Below are 20,832 nucleotides of genomic sequence, written 5' to 3' on the forward strand. Positions count from 1 at the left end.
TTTGTGGGGTGAACTTTTCCGAGGTATCTATTCAATAAACACTATCACATAACCGGTCAGTTTAAAAAATTATGACCCACACATTAAGCAATCATCATCTGCTTGGCCTTCTTTGGCCCGTGCGATCATTTCTTTCATTTCTTCAGGGGTCATTGGTTGTATATCCACTTCTTGTTGTTCTACAGATGTGGTCTCCACTTTAATACCTTCTGCAGCTTTAGGGCTTGCAGCCAACACTTCGGCCTCTGCTGCAACACTTACTGGAACTTCTTTTTTCTTGGTATTGTCAAGCGTAAATTTAATGGCATCAACAGCGGCTTTTGTTCTTAAATAATACATTCCTGTTTTAAGTCCGCTTTTCCATGCATAAAAATGCATGGATGTCAGTTTAGAATAATTGGCATTCTCCATGAACAGGTTCAGGGATTGACTTTGGTCAATGAAATATCCTCTTTGCCTACTCATATCGATGATATCCTTCATGCTGAGCTCCCAAACAGTTTTGTAAAGTTCTTTGATGTCATCAGGAATAACATCAATATGTTGAACCGAACCATTGGCTCGCATTAATTCTTGCTTTAAGCTTTCGTTCCATAGACCCAACTTCACCAAATCCTCCAAAAGATGTTTGTTCACCACAATAAACTCTCCTGAAAGCACTCTTCTGGTGTAGATATTGGATGTATATGGCTCAAAACATTCGTTATTTCCAAGAATTTGCGAGGTTGACGCTGTTGGCATGGGAGCAACCAATAGTGAGTTCCGAACTCCATGCTTCTTTATATCTTTTCTTAGCTTGGCCCAATCCCATCGACCTGATAATTCCTCGTCATTGATTCCCCAAAGATTGTGCTGGAACTTTCCATCTGAAATAGGTGATCCTTCATATGTAGAATAAACTCCTTCTTCCTTGGCTGCCTCCATAGAAGCGGTTACAGCCGCAAAATAAAGTGTTTCGAAAATCTCTTGGTTCAATTGTTTTGCTTCATCACTGGTGAAAGGCATGCGAAGCATTATAAAAGTATCGGCCAACCCTTGCACACCTAGGCCTATTGGCCTGTGCCTCATATTTGAATTTTCGGCCTCCTTAACTGGATAGTAATTGCGATCAATCACTCGGTTAAGGTTTTTGGTCACTCGCTTGGTCACCCTGAACAATTCTTTGTGGTCAAAGGCACCGTTTTTTACAAACATAGGTAATGCAATAGAGGCCAAGTTGCACACGGCAACCTCATCAGGAGAAGTGTACTCTAAAATTTCCGTGCAAAGGTTTGAGGAACGAATGGTTCCCAAATTCTTCTGATTACTTTTTCTATTTGCAGCATCTTTGTAGAGCATGTACGGAGTGCCCGTTTCAATTTGGGACTCTAATATTTTCTCCCAAAGATCTCTTGCTTTGATGGTCTTTCTCCCTTTTCCTTCTGCTTCATATTTAGCATAAAGTGCTTCAAATTCCTCGCTATGGGTATTAAAAAGATCAGGACACTCGTTTGGACACATCAAAGTCCACTCGGCATCAGCCTCTACTCTTTTCATGAACAAATCGGGAATCCACATGGCATAGAACAGGTCACGCGCACGCATTTCCTCTTTTCCATGGTTCTTTTTAAGATCAAGGAAATCAAAGATATCTGCATGCCAAGGTTCTACATAAATGGCAAAACTTCCTTTTCTTTTCCCTCCACCTTGGTCTACATACCGAGCGGTATCATTGAAAACGCGTAACATGGGGACAATTCCGTTTGATGTTCCGTTAGTACCAGCAATGTATGACCCTGTAGCTCTGATGTTGTGAATAGACAGTCCTATTCCTCCCGCAGATTGGGAGATTTTGGCTGTTTGTTTCAGGGTGTTGTAAATCCCATCGATACTATCATCTTTCATTGCCAAAAGAAAACAAGAGGACATTTGCGGTTTGGGAGTGCCCGAGTTGAACAAAGTAGGTGTTGCATGGGTGAAGTACTTTTTGGACATCAATTCATAGGTCTCGATGGCCGCATCTAAATCATTCAAGTGTATCCCTACCGCAACACGCATCAGCATATGCTGGGGGCGTTCAGCTATATTCCCGTTCAGTTTAAGAAGGTAAGAACGTTCCAAAGTCTTAAATCCGAAATAATCGTAGCCAAAATCACGGTTGTAAATGATGGTAGAATCCAATTTTTCAGCATTTTCCTCAATTACTTTATGGACTTCATCCGACAGCAAGGGCGCTTTTTTGCCTGTTCTTGGGTTTACATATTCGTATAAATCCTTCATGGTTTCAGAGAAGGATTTCTTAGTATTTTTGTGTAAGTTGGAAACCGAGATGCGTGCAGCCAGCTTTGCATAATCAGGATGAGTAGTAGTCATAGTAGCCGCGATTTCTGCTGCAAGATTATCAAGCTCTGAGGTAGTTACCCCATCGTACAACCCTTCAATGACACGCATTGCCACTTTTACAGGATCAACAAGGCCATTAAGCCCATAACAAAGTTTTCTAACTCTGGCCGTGATTTTATCGAACATCATCGGCTCTTTTCTTCCATCTCTTTTTACTACATACATGTGCTACGAATATTTTAAATGAAACGTTTGTTGGTTATACCAAGAACATTTATCTATGTCGTTATTACGACATCTTAGGTTAAGATCTCTTTTGAAAAACCCCAGGGGTATAGGTCTTCTCTACTTAATTATTAAAAATCTGCGTCGAAACTGATCTTTTGCGAATCAGTGTCTTTTTCTTTGTTCAGTACGCCTGCCTTTTGATACTCGGACACGCGCTTTTCAAAGAAATTGGTCTTACCTTGAAGCGAAATCATATCCATAAAGTCAAATGGATTTGAGGCGTTGTACACTTTTTCACATTGCAACTCCACCAACAATCTGTCGGTCACAAACTCCAAGTATTGGGTCATTAATTTTGCATTCATGCCAATTAGGCTAACAGGGAGTGATTCTGTAATGAACTCCCTTTCTATGTTGAGCGCATCAACAATAATTTCCTTAATACGCTCTTTTGGAACTTTGTTCACCAAGTGGTTGTTGTGCAAATGCACAGCATAGTCACAGTGCATCCCTTCGTCCCTTGAAATCAACTCATTGGAAAAGGTAAGTCCTGGCATCAATCCTCTTTTCTTCAACCAGAAAATGGAGCAAAAGGCACCTGAAAAGAAAATTCCTTCTACGGCAGCAAAAGCAATCAACCGTTCCGCAAAACTTGGAGATTCAATCCATTTTAAAGCCCAATCGGCCTTCTTTTTGATAGCAGGGAAATTTTCGATTGCCTTAAAAAGGATATTCTTTTCTTTCTCATCTTTTACATAGGTGTCGATAAGTAACGAGTACGTTTCGGAATGGATGTTTTCCATCATAATCTGGAATCCATAGAAAAACTTAGCTTCAGAATACTGAACTTCATTTACAAAATTTTCAGCCAAGTTCTCATTCACTATCCCGTCAGAAGCTGCAAAAAAGGCCAAGATATGCTTTATAAAATAGCGCTCATCATCATTTAGTTTGCCTGTCCAATCGGTTAAATCTTGGTGCAAATCAATTTCTTCCGCCGTCCAAAAACAAGCCTCTTGCTTTTTGTACCAATCCCAAAGGTCATGGTGCTGAATGGGAAAAATTACAAATCGGTCTTTATTTTCTTGTAATATGGGCTCGTTGGCTGCTGACATTGTTTCTCGTTAAAAAATTATTATTCGGAAGAAAATTTCCCTGAGGATAGGGCTAACAAAGATTCAAAAATGTGGCCGGATTCTAAAGGCGGTTTTATAAAATTGGCCTCAAAGTTTTTAACACAACATGTTGAAATCTAGGCTGGCAGCCCATGTTTCTTAGGCTTGTTAATTTCGAAGTAAAATGAAAACTTTTTTATAGAAATCATACTGCAAAAAAAAGACCAAGGAGTATAAAATTATACTCTTGGTCTTAATTTATCTATGGGATTTACACTAAAAGCTATCCAGGTATTTCATTACCAAACCGTACGGCCTTTCCAAATCTGACCAAAGTTAATCGTTTCAGATATTAGGTAGTTCCCCCGAAACCTAAAACCAAATCGAAAAACCCAAGCTAGACCGGATATTTTATTTTGCAAGCAGTTCCTAAAATTAGAGTTTGGTTGCGTCGGCCGTACTATTTGTTGGTAATGTATATGAACTTATAATGGTTGTGCGCTACTCTGCATTGGCCATCTCACTCCAGTCCGATTGCATATCCAAATCTCTACCTTCCAATACTACAGCGCAAATCAGGACAAATATTAAAATCACGAATAAAACAACGCACTTTCTCATTGTGAGCTTCTTGGTTAGCAGTCTTTTTTGATGTGACCAAAGTATAAAACAATACCAGCGTGTAGGCTTGGGCTTGTATAAATTGCACTTTTTTATGTATAAATGGTTAGAGGGTTTTTGAATGAGCGGGGTATTTATTGGCTAAACAATCTGTTTATTGCTCATTTTTGCCCAAAAAACGTTTTCTAGATTATTTTCTACCAGTTATACGCCTAAAATACCCATCAACACATAATTTTAAATACCTTAGAGGAATAACCCTAAATTTGAGTTTGTTTTAGATAATAGGATGTTAGAAGCAGTTATCGTAGACGACGAGATAAAAGCACTACAGAGTTTGAGTTGGGAACTCACCAATTTGAGTGATGAAGTTAATATTATAGCATCCTTTACAGATGCTCATGAAGCTTTGCAATATCTCGAACGAAATACTCCAGATTGCCTATTTCTTGATATTGAAATGCCCGCAATGGATGGCTTTCAATTTATCAAAAATCTAAAAAATAAAGATTTTCCCGTTGTCATCACTACCGCTTACAACCAATATGCACTAAAAGCTTTAAAAAATGAGGCCATAGATTATTTGTTAAAGCCAATTGACACCGACGACCTGGAGGTGACCATTGCAAAAATCAAGAAGTACAATGCCAAGAACCTGACAGCTGAGAAGTTGGAAAAAATACTGCTAAATTTCAATTCTGAATCCCACAGCAAGAAAATAACCATCAATACGGATGGCAAATTACTGTTTCTGAACAGCGAGGATATTCTTTATGCCGAATCTGATGGAAATTACAGCACTATTTTTTTAAGTGACGGTCAGAAAATCTTATTGACCAAAAAACTAAAAGAGGTTAATAATTTACTGCCGGACAAGAGTTTTTTCAGAATACATAATTCGTATATCATCAATCTCAATAAGATAAAGGAATTTCTAAAAACAGATGGTTATGTGGTCCTGGAGTCCAACCACAAAATACCGGTCTCAAGACAGAAAAAATCCGATTTTTTGGATATGTTGTAATTTTCTAAGAATATCGTGTTCAACATTGGATTGATAAAAAATATAAGCCCCCCTTCACAGTCACAAAAGGCATTGCTTTTTCTTCTTTTTGGATTATCCCTATATCTGGGGTATCCACAGGAAATCTCCAATGATTTTAAGAAAAAAGCCCAAATCGTTGTTCAGATGCAACCCAAGACTTATCTCTCCTTGGATGAAGAATTGAAAGCAGAGAAGCATGATACCACTTTTCTTCGATATTTTGCCAATCTATGTAAAACCGAAAAGTATTTAGAGGGTGAATCTTACGCACTTGATCAATTAGGTGCCAAGTATAGAAACTTTTCAAAATTCAAAAAAGCTGCAGATTTACATCAGGAGGCTCTACGACTTGCCGAAGAGGCAAACAATGTTGAACTAAAGGTACGTACGCTTAACATGCTTGGAGTGGTTTACCGAAGAACCGATGCCATTAAAACCGCATTGGATTATAATCAACAAGCATTGGAACTAGCTGAACAGGTAGAAAACCCCTCGACACATATTAAGCGAAGCATTAATGTATCCCTGAACTGTATTGGACTCCTTTACCAAACCTTGGAGCAGTATGATCTGGCCATAATGCAGTTCAAACGAGCTCTTAAATTAGAGGAGGAATTAGGAAACAAGTTAGGTCTAGCCATAAACCATCAAAATATAGGAGTTTGTCTTGAGCATAAGGGAGATTTGGAAGGTGCCCTTGAAAATTATCGAAAATCTTTGGCCTATAACGAAGACATCAATTCGGATTACGGTAGGATCATATGTAAAAATAGTTTGGCCCAAGTCTATCTTAAACAAGATATGCCATATGCAGCACTTGTGCTTCTTGAGCCCTTGCACGAGCCATCAAAAACCATCGGGGATTATTATATCACCCCAAGGATATTTATCAATACGGGATGGGCGCATACGGAATTGGGCAATTATAACAAAGCCCATAAGTTTGTTTTGGATGGATTGGAAATGTCCCAAACTCATAATATTCCAAGTAATGTACTTTATGCTTATCAAAAGCTCGCCTATTTTGAGCAAACAAGGGGCAATTATAAAGCGGCTTACGAGCATTATAAAAAGGCGGATGAGTACAACAAGCAAATTTCCAGCGCTACCAACTTCAGATACATGAATGACGTTATTGTCAAATACGAAGCGGATAAGAAGAGTAATCAGATTTCGGTACTTGCCAAGGAAAATGAAATAGTAAGGTTAAGATTGCGAAAAAACCAAACAACCCTTTTGGTAAGTGCTCTTATCATAGGTCTTATATCTTCGATTCTTTATATTCTATATCGGCAATATCAGAGCAAAAATGAGAAAAGGGTGCTCACCTTGGAACAAAATATGCTCCGAAGTCAAATGAACCCGCACTTTTTGTTCAATTCACTGAATTCCATCAAGCTTTATATTATAAATAATGAGCAAAAAAATGCCGTTCATTACCTTAACAAATTTTCCAAGTTGGTTCGTAAAATACTTGAAGCTTCGTCCCTAAAGGAAATTACCTTGGCCGAAGAACTGGAAACCGTGGAGCTTTATATGAATATTGAAAACATTCGCTTTTCCAACGAAATCGATTTTAAAATTGAAGTTGATGAAGGTGTAAATGTTGACAATGTCAAAGTACCTTCTTTGGCCCTGCAACCATTTCTTGAAAACTCGTTATGGCATGGTCTGTCTCCAAAAGAAGGTAAAAAGATGATCCATCTAAATGTAAAAAAGAAGAATGGCAGTCATGTTTCCATAGAAATCATAGATAACGGGGTAGGTCGTGAGGCGGCACATGCCAACAAGGTCAATCGAGTTCTAAAAAGAAAATCGGTGGGCATACGTATAACAAAAGAGCGATTGGCCAATTTTTCTAAGGACTACCAAAATAGTTTTGATGTTGATATTGTGGACTTGTTCGATAAAGATGGTTCACCTGCAGGAACCAAAGTAATCCTTGACATTCCGGTTATTTAGCATTTTCTTGGGCCACTTCTTCGAGTTCTTGATACCATACCTTTCCAAATTTTCTTATCAAAGCATCCTTTACAAACTTGTAAATAGGTACTTTAAGTTCTTTTCCTAAATTACATGCTGGGTCGCAAATTTCCCATTGATGATAGTTTACTGCGGTAAACTCAGAATATTCTCTGGTCCTAACAGGATATAGGTGGCACGACACTGGTTTTTTCCACTTTGTTGCACCGTCATTATATGCGTCCTCCAATCCACATTTTGCAATTCCTTCCTTTGAAAAAACTACATACGCACATTCACTTTGGTTAACCAATGGTGTTTCCCACTCGCCATCCTCTCCTTTCAAAAAAGCACCTTGATCCATAATTGCCTGAACACCTTCAGGACGTAAATACGGTTTCACATCATTAAAAATATCTACCAATATTTCAGTTTCATGATCTTCCAAAGGAGCACCGTATTCCCCATCTACACAACAAGCGCCTTTGCAAGCATTTAGGTTACATACAAAATCGTTTTCCAAAATTTCTTCGGATACTATGGTCTTCCCAATCTGAAACATCTATACACTTGTTTTGGGCAAAAATACTCCAAAACCAAAAAATCATGTTTTCGAAAACCATTTAAAAATCCAAACGTGTTTTTTACACGTAAATTTGCGGACAAAATATAAGGTGATGCATTTCAGTTTAAAAGAGATTATAACGGCCAGCATGGTACTTTTTGCCGTAATTGACATTTTGGGCAGTATTCCAATTATCATTTCTTTAAGAAGCAAGGTGGGGCACATTCAATCTGAAAAGGCTTCAATTGTGGCCGCCTGTATTATGACGGCTTTTCTTTTTGTAGGTGAGAGCATTCTTGCGCTTATCGGAATCGATGTGAATTCGTTTGCGGTGGCAGGGGCTTTTGTTATTTTTTTCCTCGCCTTGGAAATGGTACTAGGCGTTACTTTGTTCAAACATGATGAGCCAGAGAGTGCTTCGGTAGTTCCCATTGCGTTTCCTATTATAGCGGGTGCCGGAACCTTGACCTCGATTTTGGCCCTAAGAGCAGAATATCATGTTGAGAACATTGTGATCGCCATTGTGGTAAACATTATCTTTGTATACCTTGTTTTGAAGTCAAGCGCAAGAATAGAGCGTTTGTTGGGGAAGAACGGGCTTAATGTGATTAGAAAGGTTTTCGGCGTCATTTTGTTGGCGATAGCTGTAAAACTCTTTGCTACCAATGTAAACCAAATGTTTGCCCACTAAGATTATTATAATGAACAAAATCCTGATTGTTATCCTTATCGTCCTTGCTTTGGGACTAATAGCCTACAATGCGACCCTTGTAGATTTTTCGAACCCTTTTCAAGGCGATAGCACCATTGCGCTCATTGGCATTGTTGCTTCTTTGTGCGCCGTTGTTCTGCTATTGATTTTTATGACCTCAAAAAAAATTGACAAGAAGATCAAGGACAATTAATCTTCTGGTTTTAGTGCCATTTCGTTGGACTTGTCAAAGGTGGTGACGGCATCCAAATCCTTGACCTTTTTTAGCATAGAATCATGTTTCCCCTTTATTTGGGCGGAAAGATTGGGCGAGAACAGCTGTTCCGCGATGTTCGCTTTTATGTAGTCTTTGATTTTATCCTCGTATGCGTAAAAGTCCAATTTTATCTTTCTGTTCAATACAAACTGGATAAATTCATCAAAAAGAATATCATCTACCCTGTACTCATCTAAAAACTGGTTTTTGGAATAATGGTTGTATTGAGTTCTGTCTTTTTCTAGATGTTCAAAAACAAATCGCGAAAAGAACTCGAAGGTGTCATCCATGCTATGTATGGCTTCTTCCTCGTTGCCTCCTATCGGCACAAAAACATCTGGAATTATTCCTCCCCCGCCATAAACGATTTTTCCCTTTGGTGTTCTAAATTTAAGAGAGTCTGCAACTTTTATACTATCCACTGAGATCAGCTCACCACTGCTATAGCGCTCCATGAACTTTTGATAGTAATCGCGGTGTCCTTTTTTGTAAGATCTTTGTATTGAGCGTCCAGTAGGGGTGTAATATCTGGATACGGTTAGACGAACCGCGGACCCATCTCCAAGATCCATCTCGCGCTGTACCAATCCTTTTCCAAAGGAACGTCTTCCTACAATTGTACCAATATCATTGTCCTGTAAAGCTCCGGCGATAATCTCGCTTGCAGATGCAGACCGCTCATTGATCAATACGTATACAGGTTTGTCCTCAAAGTCTCCTTTACTCGTAGCAAAAGCCTTTTTTATTCTACCCTTTTTGTTTTTGGTATAGAGAATAAGCTTGTCATCTTTCAAAAACTCATCCGCTAATTTTTCAGCTATCCCTAAATAACCACCTGGGTTATCCCTAAGATCCAACACAAGCTTTTCCGCACCGCGAATCTTTAATTTTCTAAGTGCATCTTTAAACTCGTTAAAAGTTGACTCTGCAAAACGATTGATCTTTATATACCCCATATCATTGGTGAGCATGTAATAGGCATCGACGCTTTTTATCGGAATGCGATCACGTCGCACGGTAATGTCCATCATTTTGTTTTCAGACTTTCGAAACACCTTAAGGTCGACTTTGGTACCTATTTTTCCTTTTAATGTGGATACCACCACATTATTGGGTATTCTGCGCCCATAAAGAGTATCTGTATTCGCCATTAAAATACGATCGCCAGGTTTTATTCCGCTTATTTGGCTTGGGCCATTTTTTATAGTTCGAATAACCGTAATAGTATCTTTATACATGTAAAAACTTACGCCTATTCCCACAAAGTCACCTTTCATGTTTTCTGTGACTTCTTTCATTTCACTCTTCGGAATGTATACCGAATGGGGATCTAACTTCCCTAAAATATTGTTCACCGTAACATCCACAATGCTGTCCGTGTCAATTTCATCGACATACTCGTAATCGATATAATCAATAAGCCGGTTGAGCTTGTCTTTTTTAGAGTTTGTGGTGAAGAGTTTTTCAGGAGTGTCATCAAAATGAAGTTTGCCCCCGATAAAAATTCCTATGGCAACGGCAAAAGCCAGAAGTGTGGGTAATATATATTGATATTTCTTTTTCATAGCTTGATGGTGAGGTTAAACCATTTCTTCCAAAATAGGCAGATGGTGCGTTACCACTCCTGCCCGTTCTAAAAACCGCAATCCGGAATCATCTTTATAAGCATTCTGATAGACCACACGTTTTATTCCTGCTTGATGAATAAGTTTGCTGCACTCCCTGCATGGTGATAATGTAATATATAAAGTTGCTCCTTCGCAAGATTGGGTTGAGGACGCCACTTTTAAAATAGCATTCGCCTCGGCATGGAGCACATACCATTTGGTGTATCCTTCATCATCTTCACAGATATTTTCAAAACCAGTGGGCGTACCATTGTACCCATCGGATATAATCATGCGGTCTTTTACAATAATAGCACCGACTTGTTTGCGTTTGCAATAGGACAATTTCCCCCATTCCTTCGCCATTCGCAAATAGGCCCTGTCGTACTTTTCTTGTTTGCCCTCCTTCATAAGTCAGAATATAAGCCGATAATGAATAAATATACCCGCTTTAAAAGACCCCTACAACCTTATTCGGCTAAATTTAACAAAGGCCTTAATTGGGAAACGTGGCAATAAGCAATGGTATTGTAATGCATATGACCAAAATCGATGCAATCGTAATAAAAATCGTTCTTTTGACCTTGAGCACATCCTGAACCAAAAAGACCAAGGCCAAAATCACAAGAATAATAGTTACTTGGGAAAGCTCGATACCCGTGGCAAATCCCAATAAAGGAGTTACCTTATCTTCTTCTTGTGCCATTAGCATCTTAAAATAGTTTGAAAAGCCAAATCCATGAATAATTCCAAAGAATGCTGTTGCAATTGAATTGACGTAAAGCTTGTCACTTGCTTTATCGTTCATTACGAATTTAAAGTTGTAGAGCGCTGTCAATAAAATGGTAACCGGAATCAAAAATTCAATAAGACCAACATCAACTGTCATTACTTCAAAAGCTGAAAGGGCCAAGGACAGGCAATGGGCAATAGTAAAAACAGTAGCCAGAATCACGACCTTTTTCCAGTCCTTAAACGAAAAAGGAATGGCTAAAGCCGATAAAAACAATATATGATCATAGGCTCCGAAATCGAGGACATGATCCAGTCCTAATTTGATGTAAAAGAAAAATTCTTGCATTTTCTTAAATTGATGATTATTGGCTAACGGTTGACTTATTCTTCTTGCTCGGCAAGATAAGAAATCGCACGTTCCAAGACCACATCTCTGCCGTCAATAATTCCTTGAATAGTTGGTTTTACCTCAATGTCAATTTTTACACCTTTTCGTTGAGCTTCTGTGCCGTCGGGATAGAAGATACCTATGCCACTTATGGATGTCCTGATGCCGCTTGCTAAATTTAATCTGCTAACGTTGCCATCTGCACCAGCAGTCTGACTGCCAATCGTTGTAATCTTATCTCCTGTTTGTAGTGCCATAACTGTAAATTCAGCATGACTTTGGGTTTGTTCATTTACCAAAAGCACTACATTGTTTGAATAAAACCACTCCCTTTTTAATCCACCACATTCTCCCGCTTTGCCAATGTAAAACTTTCCCGGATACTTTAAATCAGGTCTAGTTACCATATAAAATAGATTCCTGCTGCTTGACAAGTGATTTGCCAAAGACCAAAGTACTCCTCTAGGATAATTGCGAACATCAATAATCAATCCTCCTGTTTTGGACACTGCCTCCATAGCTTCAGGAACCTCTTTCATTTTTAAATGTGCTAAATCAAGGTAGCCTATGTTATTCTCTAAAACTTTATATGCGTCTTTTCTAATACCTTTTCTTCTAAAATGTGCTCGACTATATCTTGAAACCTCAGCTTCAAAATGTTCTCCATTTCTTTCAAATTCTACTTTAGCTTTTTCATCCTTGTTTGTGCTTGATAAAATCAAGTATGTGAGATTTCTATACTTACCTAATGGATTAGACCCTGAAACAAAAGGCTTTTTCTCTTTGATTATCTCGTCAATAGGTTTTCCATCCACTCTTTTTATAATATCCCCTTTTTGAAGTGGGGAAAATTGAGCCAATGAATCATTACGATTACCGGTTACAACCATTTCACCTTCAATATATTTCGCTATATGTGGAGACCAACGAAATGTTTGACCAGGTGGGTAAAAATAAGCATGACCATCATCAATGGAAGCTACCAACCGTTTAAATGTCTTATAGAAGTCTGTCTGGGATTGTACCATTGCCATTTCTGTGATCACTTTTCCAAGAACCACATCCCAAGGTATATCCGTTTGATATTTATAGGGAAAGAAATACTCAATAATATTCCAATATTTAAAGGCGATAAGCAATCGCATTTCTGAATTTGACCAATCAAAATCTGGATATTCAGGTTCATTTTTTAAAGCAATATTACCCACCCTCTTATGAACTGGCTCTACGTAGTATTGCCTTCCTTGAAACCGATTGGCCTCGACATGTCTTAATTTTTTGGAAAGATTAGCTGTGAAAATATGGTTGTCATCAATCCATGATAGGTCAAAATTCTTGTCAAAATATTCCTTGTCAGAAGGATTTGAACAAGATTTACATGGCTTCACTTTTCCCAAACCATCGATCCAGTCTAAATATATTTTTGAAAGTTCTTCTTTGTTTTCCGCTTCCCGAACCATAGGAATTTTGTTCAGCAACTCCTTGTCCCAATCAAACTTTCCTTTAGCTACTTGTGGGTGATAATACTTTAAAAATCCCCAAACTCTGCACAAGCTTTCCAGTTTTTGGGTTTCGGTCAAGATTTGCGCCATCAAACCATTTGAAAACAAGCTAAAAGTCAGAAATAGTAAAACGTAATTTTTTTTCATATCGATTAGAATTTATTTACATTCCGCATCCAAATAAAAGCTGGGTTTAGATTTCATAACTCGCCATTTATCCATAGTTTTTTCTCGGAAAAAACAACTTTTTGTGGATGCCACTTTTGTTGAAATACTAAAATATTTGCTTTTGGGGGTGGCTTTTTCGCTTTCTAACCATTGAATGGATACTACCACTTCTTTTAAATCCTTCTCCAAAAGGATATCAAAAGAGGTCAAATCAACTTTAAACCAACCTAAATGTCCATCCTCGATTTCAAAAATGATATCCCTTGTATTTAAAAGTTCACCCGGAAGTCCTTTCTTTATTTGATAAAAATTGATTCTGAATCTGAGGGATTTAAAATCATTGGTTGTGATGTTAAAATTGAGCGCCTGTACCCTGCAGTCTTTTTTAACAGGTACACGCACACCTATTTCTTTGCTTAAACGGTCATCCACATCTTTTTCATGAAAGGAATAGAAGTTTTGGTGCATCAATCCAAACCCTTTGCTTTTTCGACCCATTTTTTTGGTCTTTGGCTTTTTGTATTTTACCACAACTTCTTGCAATCGGGTTTCCAGAGGCTCTAACTTTACTGTAACATTCTGGTTACTTAAAACCGAGATTGGGATAAAACGTGGAGCATACCCGATATGGGAAAAGACAATAGTATCTTTTGAAACGACTTTTTCATTCAGTTGCAACTTGAAATTTCCGTGGGTATCTGAAACTGTGCCAACAGCCTTATTGGCAATCCCGATATTGACATACGCCAAAGGTTTCAAGGTTTCTGCTTCTAAAATTTTACCGGTTATGCTTTCTTGAGAGTAAACAAAATGAAAAGAAATATAGACAAAGAAGAGTATCAGTTTGTTCATCAAGGCCAGTTAAAGTCAAATCAAAAATAGCCTCGCTGACCTATCCAAAACGCAACAAAATGTTAATTGAGAAGTTGTTATGAATCTTTTAAGGAAGTTTTCTGAAAATTGACTGCATACCTTCGTAATTCCAACTTCTACCCTTTAATTTAAGGGATTCCCCGTTCTCTTTGAATGGCCTCGTAGGCCTTCTGCACCTCTTTAAACTTTTCTTCCGCTCCTTTCTTAAATGCTTCATTCTCGGTTACTACACGGTCTGGGTGGTACTTTTTGGCCATTTTGCGATATGCTTTTTTGACCTCATCGTCCGAGGCTGATTTTTCAATTTCCAAAATTTTATAGGCATTATCGGCCGATTTGATGAACATCGCCATGATACTCTCAAAATCATTTCGGCCCACTCGTAGGTATCCTGCGATTTCGCGCAATTTATCTACCTCAGCCTTGCTGACCTGTCCATCGGCCTGTGCAATTCCGAACAAAAAATGCAACAGCTGTAAACGGACTTCATATCGGGTACGTTGGGCAAGATATGTGGCAATTCGTTGGGCTGAGACCTCTCTTTTTTTGACCACATCGTTAAAGGTCCTAAAAATGGCATTGGCCTTTTCCTTTCCGTAAGTGCTCAAAAAATATTGTCGTACATAGTCGAGCTCACGCTGACTTACTTGTCCGTCTGCCTTGATAATTATGGAGCACAAAGAAAGTAGATTCAACTCAAAATCGGCAGGCGAGACAGTCTGACGGGTAAAATCCTGAAAAACATTTCTACCCCCTTTAGAGGAATCATTATAACTATCCAAAAAACTCCCGACAATAAATCCTAGGATCGCACCTGGAAAACGAAGTATATAATAGCCCAAAAATGCGGCCACCCATTTGATCATCCCTCAAAATTATTAAAGCCCAAAGATAGGGTTTTGCTTAGGAAAGAAAACTTTTGGGAATGTTAAGGCGATAGAAAAAATGCGACAAAAGCCGTATCTTTGAATGCTTTATAAAAATCTAATTATGTATCCAGAAGAATTGGTTAAACCTATGCGAGCTGATTTGGCTTCTGCAGGGTTTGAAGAACTATATACAAGTGAGGCTGTTGAAAATGCACTGAAACAGGAAGGTACTACCTTGGTGGTGGTAAATTCGGTATGCGGATGTGCCGCGGCAAATGCGAGACCTGCAGCCAAACTTAGTTTACAGAACAGTAAAAAACCCGATCATTTGGCAACCGTATTCGCGGGAGTTGATACTGAAGCGGTAAATACGGCAAGAAATCATATGGTACCTTTTCCGCCTTCTTCGCCTAGCATGGCTCTTTTTAAAGATGGTGAATTGGTACATATGATTGAAAGACATCATATCGAAGGAAGACCAGCAGAAATTATTGCAGAAAATTTGATGGAAGCTTATAACGAGTTCTGTTAATTTTTTTTAACTGTCAGAATACAAAAAAACCATCTTAAAGATGGTTTTTCTGTTAGAAAAAGAATCTTTATTTCAAATTATCTGGAGCCAAGCTTATTTTGTTTTCCGAAGGAAAGTTTCCGGGTATCGGATAGGTAACTTTACCCGAACCAAGCCATTCAACAGCACGTATCAATGTAGTTTGAAATCCGATGCATCTATATCCTAAAGGATATAATTCCCCTTTCCAAAGGTGGCCCATACTTGAATTGTATACTTTCCCCAATTCATATTCAACAACCCATTCCACGGGCCATTTTATTCCAGTCTCCTCGTCCAAAGCATACGATAATACCGTAAGCTCTTCGGCTGGCCCCCTAGCAAATTTATACAGTTCCATATCGGGGCTTATCCAAATTTTTGGCATTCCCTTATTAATAGGATGGAGATTAAGGATATGAATCTTTTCATCATTTCGCGGACCGTGATAGGTTGACCTTCCTTCCCCAGAGGGGATGGTCAGTATTTTGTTGTCATCCGTAATTTGAATTGCTGTTCCATATGTTTTGTTGCGCCAACCCAGTCCAATAATTCGATTATATTCCTCCCAATGCGGAAAGGCATTGTTAGCCGAATGTAAAATGTACAGCCCGCCGCCTTTTTTCAGGTAATTTTCTAGTTTTCTTTCAGCTTTTGGAGGCCAACGTAAAGCAGTATCATTGATGTTGTTGGTATTTTGGATGACCACATTGTATTTATGGAATTTTGGGTTCCAATGCTTCCAGGCTTCACCATTAACTTCTAGGGGCATTGTGGTAACAGAAACATTGAACAATTCGCTTTTCCCAAGAATCCTAGTAACCACGTGAGTAGTCTGTTTCCAATCGTGGTTGCTAAAACCATCCACAATCAATACTTCTATTTTTTTATCTGACTGTGCCTGTAAGCAAATAATGGAGCAGCATAATAGCATTCCCAAAAGTATACCCTTTGATAAACATTTTATATTCACTTTCTTTTCAAAAATCTGTATTTCCAATAGTGCCTTTTGAAGAATCATGCTTCAAGTTAGAAATTTAAAAAATAATTGGATGTAAATCCAAAAAAAAATCACAATCATTCCAATAATTCCAAAGATTTTCTCAATTTGGCCTTATAAAAGAACGTAGCATGCTCAAGTTACTTTCCTATCCTTTGACCTTTGCTTTCTTTGTTTGTTTTGGTTTGACCTTAGTGGTTTTCCATCCCATACAATGGATATGTTTAACGATTTTTGGATACGATGCGCATAAGAAAAGTGTAAGTATTTTAAATTGGTTTCTGATGCGGTGCACCAACATCCTTGGTGTTCGCTACCAGTTTGAAAACAAACAGCATATTCCAACCAATACCCCCCTGATCATCGTCACCAACCATCAGAGCATGTACGATATCCCACCTATTATTTGGCATATGCGAAAACACCATCCAAAATTCGTTAGCAAAAAAGAACTGGGCAAAGGCATTCCCAGCGTTTCATTTAACTTAAGACATGGTGGCTCGGCTTTAATCAATCGAAAAGACCCGGCACAAGCGCTAGCTGAAATCGGAAAACTTGGGGACTACATTGAAAAATACAAACGAGGTGCTGTCATATTTCCCGAAGGCACGCGTAGTCGTGATGGCAAACCCAAACCTTTTAAACCTTCCGGCCTAAAAACCCTAATAAAGCACGCTCCATCCGCTCTTATTGTCCCCATTACCATAAACAACTCATGGAAAATGCTACGCTACGGAAAATTTCCGATGGGACTAGCGGCTTATATCAGATTCAAAGTCCATCCACCCATCAAAAATGAGGGAAACCCTGATAAGCTTGTAAAACTGGTAGAGTTTCAGGTTACCAAAGATATTATTCAATAAGATGGAAGAGAACAGGATTATTGAAAAGACCATAACTTTTGTAAAACACACTCTAAAAGGTGCGGAAGGTGGGCACGATTGGTTTCACACACAAAGGGTCTTCAAAAATGCGCAACGGATTGCACAGAGTGAAGAGGTAAATGTTTTGGTGGTAGCATTAGCTTCGTTGTTACATGACATTGCCGACCCAAAATTCCATAATGGAGATGAATCCGTAGGTCCCGCGGTTGCCCAGAAATTTCTTCGAAGTGAAAATGTTGGTGTTGACACCGTTGACCATGTGGTCAACATTATCAAATACATGTCCTTTAAAAATAGCTTAGAAGTGGGTCAAAAATTCAATTCCAAAGAACTTCAGGTAGTTCAAGATGCAGATAGATTGGATGCCATTGGCGCAATTGGCATTGCACGGACTTTCAATTATGGGGGTTTTAAAAATCGGGAACTATACAACCCCGAAATCACGCCTGACCTTAATATGTCTAAAGAGGAATACAAGAATTCCAATGCCCCGACCATCAATCACTTTTATGAAAAGTTGCTTCTTTTAAAAGACCAAATGAATACCGATACTGGCAGAAAACTGGCAGCGGAACGACACCAGTTTATGTTAGATTTTCTGCAACAGTTTTATAAGGAGTGGAATACGTAACAACCTTCTCTCATCTATCGTTGTTTTTTGTATCTTGAATGCCATTAAAATTTCAAACCAAATGCAACGAAGAAAGTTTCTGAAAAATGCTGCGGCAAGTTCTGCCGCATTTACTATTGTTCCCAGTTTTGTTCTTGGAAAAAACCATGTCCCCCCTAGTGATACCCTTTATATGGCTGCATTTGGAGCTGGTGGAAGGGGTTCCAGCGTAATCCGAGGGTTGGCAGATACGGGAAAAGTAAAGTTTGTGGCTTTTTGTGATGTGGATGACCGTAGAGCTAAACAAACCTACGAAGCATTCCCAGATGTAAAACAATACAAAGACTTTCGAAAGGTTTATAAAAAGCATTTAAAGGACATTGATGCCATTTGTGTGGCCACTCCCGATCATACACACGCAACTATTGCGCTACCATTTATGCGTGAAAAGAAACATGCTTATGTGGAAAAACCTTTGACCCATAATATCCATGAGGCGAGACTGATGACACAAGTGGCGAAAGAAAATGGTATTGTGACTCAAATGGGCAATCAAGGGGCATCTAGTGACGATAGTAGAATTGCTCGGGAATGGGTAGAGTCGGGTGTTATTGGAAATGTGCATACAATCGAATGTTGGACCAACCGCCCGGTATGGCCTCAAGGAGTTCCGATACCTACCGAAAAACAACCTATCCCAAAAGGATTAGATTGGGACTTATGGTTAGGGCCTGCCGCTATGCGTACTTACAATGATGCTTATCTACCTTTTAAATGGAGAGGTTGGTGGGATTTTGGAACCGGAGCCTTAGGAGATATGGGTTGCCATATTATGGAAACTCCTTTCAGTGTTTTGGATTTGGGTTATCCAACTGAAGCAGAAGCCAGTTGTACAACTGTTTGGGTAGGTGATTTTGTCGAGGCCGATTATAGCCCTTCATGTCCTCCTTCTTCAAAAATTCATTTGAAGTTCGAACATCCAACGCATGGAGATATTCAACTAAACTGGTATGACGGTGGACTTATGCCTGACCTTCCGGATGAATTAAAGGATGGTGAAATCGTAGGCAATAGAGATGGTGGAACAATCATGTATGGAGACAAAGGTATTCTCGTCTGTGACACCTATTCGCAGAACGCACGCCTTCTTCCTTCCGATATGATGAATCTATATAAGTCACCTGAGCCAAAATATGCCAGGGTTCCCGGAAGTATGGGCGGACATATCGCCAATTTTGTTGATGGTTGCTTGAATGGCGCTGAAACTTCTTCCAACTTTGACAAAGCAGGTCCATTAACGGAAACTGTGCTTATGGGTAACCTTGCCGTTAAAGCCTATCAATACAAAGTATTGAAGGAAGGTAAAAAAGCAGGTGACTGGGATCCCTATGAGTATCCAGGAAGACGCAAACTGCTGTGGGATGGTGAAAACATGAAAATCACCAATTACGATAAAGCCAACGAATGGGTAAGCCGTGAGTACCGTAAGGGCTGGAAACTGTCGTAACCCATTTCATAAGATAATTTAACTAAGGGGTCGTATTATAACTTACGACCCTTTTTTGTTGGTAAGCTTTTTCTTCAAATGATTTTTTACCAGCTCGTTATCGGTAAAGGTTATGGCTTTGTTCAAGGTTGAATTATACTCTGGACTCTCCAGTTCCAAGAGCAGCTCTGCTTTAATGGCATAATACAATCCCGTTTTACCAAAATCTGCTTTACTTTCCAACTCATTAAGTTCCATAAGTGCTTTTTTCGCTCCATGTACTTTGGCAAAGGGAACTATTCTATTCAAAGCCAATATGGATGAATATTGCTGTTTTAATTGCAAATCATACAAGTAAAGAATACTTTTCCAATCCGTTTTTTGAAAAGATTTGGCTTCACAATGGTAAAACGATCGTGCTGCTTCCAAATGATAATTGGAGGGCAGCCTGTCCTTCGTTCCCGAACTTTCCAGATGGTGAATTCCAATCTTTATCAATTCCCTATTGTATTTAGACCTATCCTGAAATTCCAAGATGAGCAACTCGCCATTTTCATCTAATCGAGCATCGAATCTGGAGGCATGAAAGCACATTAAGGCTATAAGTGCCTCCAAATTTGGATGTCGACAGTATTTGTTCTCCCTTAACAACAATGCCAGTCGCAAAGCTTCATAACATATATCTTTTTTAAGCATTTGCGAACCTGTGGTAGCTGCATATCCTTCAGAAAAAAGCAAATATATTACCCTAAGTACAATGAATAATCTGGATTGGAGTCCCATCTGAACAGGAATTCTTAGAAACTGAACTTCTTCCCGAAACTTTTTCTTTGCCCGGGTGAAAGATTTGGCCACGGTTTCCTCTTTCTTCAATAAAGCTTCGGCCAATTCTTTATTACTGAATCCACCAATCAGTTTTAAACTCAAAATAATTTGATATTCCTCGGATAAGGAAGGGTGGCAGCATGCAAATATCATTTTCAGCTGACTATCGGAAATGGAATTGTTCAGTGAGGGCTCCGATGCAGAATCTTCACCATTTTCTTTCAATTGCCTATTATCCAACAGGTCCATTTTTTTACCCCGCCTAAGCACATCAATCAAAGCATTGTTGGCTACCCTGTACAACCAAGCTGTAGGGTTATCGGGAATTGATTTATATGCCCAAACCTGCATGGCCTTTATAAAAGTGTCTTGGGCAGCGTCCTCAATTTGCTCTAAATGTGAAGTGCCAAACTTGTTGGTCAGTACGGCCACAATTTTTCCATACTCATTTCGAAAAAGATGGTCTATTGTTTTATTAAGATTGGTATTTGGCATATAGTAAAAGAAAA

The 20,832-nt window shown here is 38.9% G+C and carries 19 protein-coding genes; 8 read left to right on the forward strand and 11 right to left on the reverse strand.

What is annotated here, in order from left to right; genetic code table 11:
• Positions 1-69: 69 nt before the first annotated feature.
• A complete protein-coding gene (locus E4661_RS12620) occupies positions 70-2,547 on the reverse strand; it encodes a ribonucleoside-diphosphate reductase subunit alpha (protein WP_136467808.1) in 2,478 nt (825 codons plus the stop codon).
• Between the two features lie 131 nt (positions 2,548-2,678).
• Positions 2,679-3,665 (reverse strand): ribonucleotide-diphosphate reductase subunit beta, encoded by a 987-nt coding sequence (locus E4661_RS12625; protein ID WP_136467809.1) that lies wholly within the window; start codon positions 3,663-3,665, stop codon positions 2,679-2,681.
• A gap of 910 nt (positions 3,666-4,575) precedes the next feature.
• Here E4661_RS12625 and E4661_RS12630 point away from each other — a divergent pair.
• Together E4661_RS12630 and E4661_RS12635 are read left to right on the forward strand one after the other, a co-directional pair.
• The gene (locus tag E4661_RS12630; RefSeq protein ID WP_136467810.1) at positions 4,576-5,310 is read left to right on the forward strand and encodes a LytR/AlgR family response regulator transcription factor; all 735 of its coding nucleotides are present in this window, start codon (positions 4,576-4,578) and stop codon (positions 5,308-5,310) included.
• A 165-nt stretch (positions 5,311-5,475) separates the two neighbouring features.
• Positions 5,476-7,293, forward strand: coding sequence for a tetratricopeptide repeat protein (locus tag E4661_RS12635; protein ID WP_136467811.1), 1,818 nt, complete (start codon positions 5,476-5,478; stop codon positions 7,291-7,293).
• On the opposite strand, the gene E4661_RS12640 is transcribed toward E4661_RS12635, so the two are convergent.
• Positions 7,286-7,855: a DUF3109 family protein gene (locus E4661_RS12640; protein ID WP_136467812.1), complete on the reverse strand. Its 570-nt coding sequence runs from the start codon at positions 7,853-7,855 to the stop codon at positions 7,286-7,288. The two genes, E4661_RS12635 and E4661_RS12640, sit on opposite strands and share 8 nt — an antisense overlap.
• A 115-nt stretch (positions 7,856-7,970) precedes the next feature.
• Between E4661_RS12640 and E4661_RS12645 the strand changes: the two genes are divergently transcribed.
• Positions 7,971-8,549: a MarC family protein gene (locus tag E4661_RS12645; protein ID WP_136467813.1), complete on the forward strand. Its 579-nt coding sequence runs from the start codon at positions 7,971-7,973 to the stop codon at positions 8,547-8,549.
• A 10-nt stretch (positions 8,550-8,559) separates the two neighbouring features.
• Positions 8,560-8,763, forward strand: coding sequence for a hypothetical protein (locus E4661_RS12650; protein WP_136467814.1), 204 nt, complete (start codon positions 8,560-8,562; stop codon positions 8,761-8,763).
• Here the strand turns inward: E4661_RS12650 and E4661_RS12655 are convergent.
• From E4661_RS12655 to E4661_RS12680, 6 genes are all read right to left on the reverse strand, one after another.
• Positions 8,760-10,391, reverse strand: a complete 1,632-nt coding sequence (locus tag E4661_RS12655; protein WP_136467815.1) for a S41 family peptidase — start codon at positions 10,389-10,391, stop codon at positions 8,760-8,762. The two genes, E4661_RS12650 and E4661_RS12655, sit on opposite strands and share 4 nt — an antisense overlap.
• 15 nt (positions 10,392-10,406) lie before the next feature.
• Entirely contained in the window at positions 10,407-10,844 is a 438-nt protein-coding gene (locus tag E4661_RS12660) for a deoxycytidylate deaminase (RefSeq protein ID WP_136467816.1), read from the reverse strand.
• 85 nt (positions 10,845-10,929) lie between these two features.
• Positions 10,930-11,514, reverse strand: a complete 585-nt coding sequence (locus E4661_RS12665) for a HupE/UreJ family protein (RefSeq protein ID WP_136467817.1) — start codon at positions 11,512-11,514, stop codon at positions 10,930-10,932.
• A gap of 35 nt (positions 11,515-11,549) precedes the next feature.
• Positions 11,550-13,205, reverse strand: a complete 1,656-nt coding sequence (locus E4661_RS12670) for a S41 family peptidase (protein ID WP_136467818.1) — start codon at positions 13,203-13,205, stop codon at positions 11,550-11,552.
• Positions 13,206-13,217: 12 nt separating this feature from the next.
• Positions 13,218-14,078 (reverse strand): carboxypeptidase-like regulatory domain-containing protein, encoded by an 861-nt coding sequence (locus E4661_RS12675; RefSeq protein ID WP_136467819.1) that lies wholly within the window; start codon positions 14,076-14,078, stop codon positions 13,218-13,220.
• 149 nt (positions 14,079-14,227) lie between these two features.
• Positions 14,228-14,965 carry a tellurite resistance TerB family protein gene (locus tag E4661_RS12680; RefSeq protein WP_136467820.1) on the reverse strand — a complete coding sequence of 246 codons (738 nt, stop codon included), beginning with the start codon at positions 14,963-14,965 and terminating at the stop codon, positions 14,228-14,230.
• A 124-nt stretch (positions 14,966-15,089) separates the two neighbouring features.
• On the opposite strand from E4661_RS12680, the gene E4661_RS12685 reads away from it, so the two are divergent.
• The gene (locus E4661_RS12685) at positions 15,090-15,500 is read left to right on the forward strand and encodes a BrxA/BrxB family bacilliredoxin (protein ID WP_136467821.1); all 411 of its coding nucleotides are present in this window, start codon (positions 15,090-15,092) and stop codon (positions 15,498-15,500) included.
• A 67-nt stretch (positions 15,501-15,567) separates the two neighbouring features.
• Here the strand turns inward: E4661_RS12685 and E4661_RS12690 are convergent, their stop codons facing one another.
• Positions 15,568-16,539: a ThuA domain-containing protein gene (locus E4661_RS12690; RefSeq protein WP_136467822.1), complete on the reverse strand. Its 972-nt coding sequence runs from the start codon at positions 16,537-16,539 to the stop codon at positions 15,568-15,570.
• Between the two features lie 110 nt (positions 16,540-16,649).
• On the opposite strand from E4661_RS12690, the gene E4661_RS12695 reads away from it, so the two are divergent.
• The 3 genes from E4661_RS12695 (at position 16,650) to E4661_RS12705 (ending at position 19,519) form a co-directional block, all read left to right on the forward strand.
• Positions 16,650-17,381, forward strand: coding sequence for a lysophospholipid acyltransferase family protein (locus E4661_RS12695; RefSeq protein WP_136467823.1), 732 nt, complete (start codon positions 16,650-16,652; stop codon positions 17,379-17,381).
• A 1-nt stretch (position 17,382) separates the two neighbouring features.
• On the forward strand, positions 17,383-18,033 hold the full coding sequence (locus tag E4661_RS12700) for an HD domain-containing protein (RefSeq protein ID WP_136467824.1): 651 nt from the start codon (positions 17,383-17,385) through the stop codon (positions 18,031-18,033).
• A gap of 61 nt (positions 18,034-18,094) precedes the next feature.
• A complete protein-coding gene (locus tag E4661_RS12705; protein WP_136467825.1) occupies positions 18,095-19,519 on the forward strand; it encodes a Gfo/Idh/MocA family protein in 1,425 nt (474 codons plus the stop codon).
• A gap of 42 nt (positions 19,520-19,561) precedes the next feature.
• Here E4661_RS12705 and E4661_RS12710 read toward each other — a convergent pair whose 3' ends face one another.
• Positions 19,562-20,818, reverse strand: coding sequence for an RNA polymerase sigma factor (locus E4661_RS12710; protein WP_136467826.1), 1,257 nt, complete (start codon positions 20,816-20,818; stop codon positions 19,562-19,564).
• Positions 20,819-20,832: the final 14 nt, after the last annotated feature.

This window comes from Flagellimonas onchidii, from assembly GCF_004804315.1.
GTDB classification, from domain to species: Bacteria; Bacteroidota; Bacteroidia; order Flavobacteriales; family Flavobacteriaceae; genus Flagellimonas; species Flagellimonas onchidii.

What these genes read in the sequence shown, in the direction of transcription:
- E4661_RS12700 (WP_136467824.1), top strand. Translation starts at nt 17,383, where the DNA reads ATGGAAGAGAACAGGATTATTGAAAAGACCATAACTTTTGTAAAACAC.
- E4661_RS12645 (WP_136467813.1), top strand. Translation starts at nt 7,971, where the DNA reads ATGCATTTCAGTTTAAAAGAGATTATAACGGCCAGCATGGTACTTTTT.
- E4661_RS12640 (WP_136467812.1), bottom strand. Translation starts at nt 7,855, where the DNA reads ATGTTTCAGATTGGGAAGACCATAGTATCCGAAGAAATTTTGGAAAAC.
- E4661_RS12710 (WP_136467826.1), bottom strand. Translation starts at nt 20,818, where the DNA reads ATGCCAAATACCAATCTTAATAAAACAATAGACCATCTTTTTCGAAAT.
- E4661_RS12635 (WP_136467811.1), top strand. Translation starts at nt 5,476, where the DNA reads ATGCAACCCAAGACTTATCTCTCCTTGGATGAAGAATTGAAAGCAGAG.
- E4661_RS12695 (WP_136467823.1), top strand. Translation starts at nt 16,650, where the DNA reads ATGCTCAAGTTACTTTCCTATCCTTTGACCTTTGCTTTCTTTGTTTGT.
- E4661_RS12630 (WP_136467810.1), top strand. Translation starts at nt 4,576, where the DNA reads ATGTTAGAAGCAGTTATCGTAGACGACGAGATAAAAGCACTACAGAGT.
- E4661_RS12650 (WP_136467814.1), top strand. Translation starts at nt 8,560, where the DNA reads ATGAACAAAATCCTGATTGTTATCCTTATCGTCCTTGCTTTGGGACTA.
- E4661_RS12705 (WP_136467825.1), top strand. Translation starts at nt 18,095, where the DNA reads ATGCAACGAAGAAAGTTTCTGAAAAATGCTGCGGCAAGTTCTGCCGCA.
- E4661_RS12655 (WP_136467815.1), bottom strand. Translation starts at nt 10,391, where the DNA reads ATGAAAAAGAAATATCAATATATATTACCCACACTTCTGGCTTTTGCC.
- E4661_RS12690 (WP_136467822.1), bottom strand. Translation starts at nt 16,539, where the DNA reads ATGATTCTTCAAAAGGCACTATTGGAAATACAGATTTTTGAAAAGAAA.
- E4661_RS12665 (WP_136467817.1), bottom strand. Translation starts at nt 11,514, where the DNA reads ATGCAAGAATTTTTCTTTTACATCAAATTAGGACTGGATCATGTCCTC.
- E4661_RS12680 (WP_136467820.1), bottom strand. Translation starts at nt 14,965, where the DNA reads ATGATCAAATGGGTGGCCGCATTTTTGGGCTATTATATACTTCGTTTT.
- E4661_RS12625 (WP_136467809.1), bottom strand. Translation starts at nt 3,665, where the DNA reads ATGTCAGCAGCCAACGAGCCCATATTACAAGAAAATAAAGACCGATTT.
- E4661_RS12675 (WP_136467819.1), bottom strand. Translation starts at nt 14,078, where the DNA reads ATGAACAAACTGATACTCTTCTTTGTCTATATTTCTTTTCATTTTGTT.
- E4661_RS12685 (WP_136467821.1), top strand. Translation starts at nt 15,090, where the DNA reads ATGTATCCAGAAGAATTGGTTAAACCTATGCGAGCTGATTTGGCTTCT.
- E4661_RS12670 (WP_136467818.1), bottom strand. Translation starts at nt 13,205, where the DNA reads ATGAAAAAAAATTACGTTTTACTATTTCTGACTTTTAGCTTGTTTTCA.
- E4661_RS12660 (WP_136467816.1), bottom strand. Translation starts at nt 10,844, where the DNA reads ATGAAGGAGGGCAAACAAGAAAAGTACGACAGGGCCTATTTGCGAATG.
- E4661_RS12620 (WP_136467808.1), bottom strand. Translation starts at nt 2,547, where the DNA reads ATGTATGTAGTAAAAAGAGATGGAAGAAAAGAGCCGATGATGTTCGAT.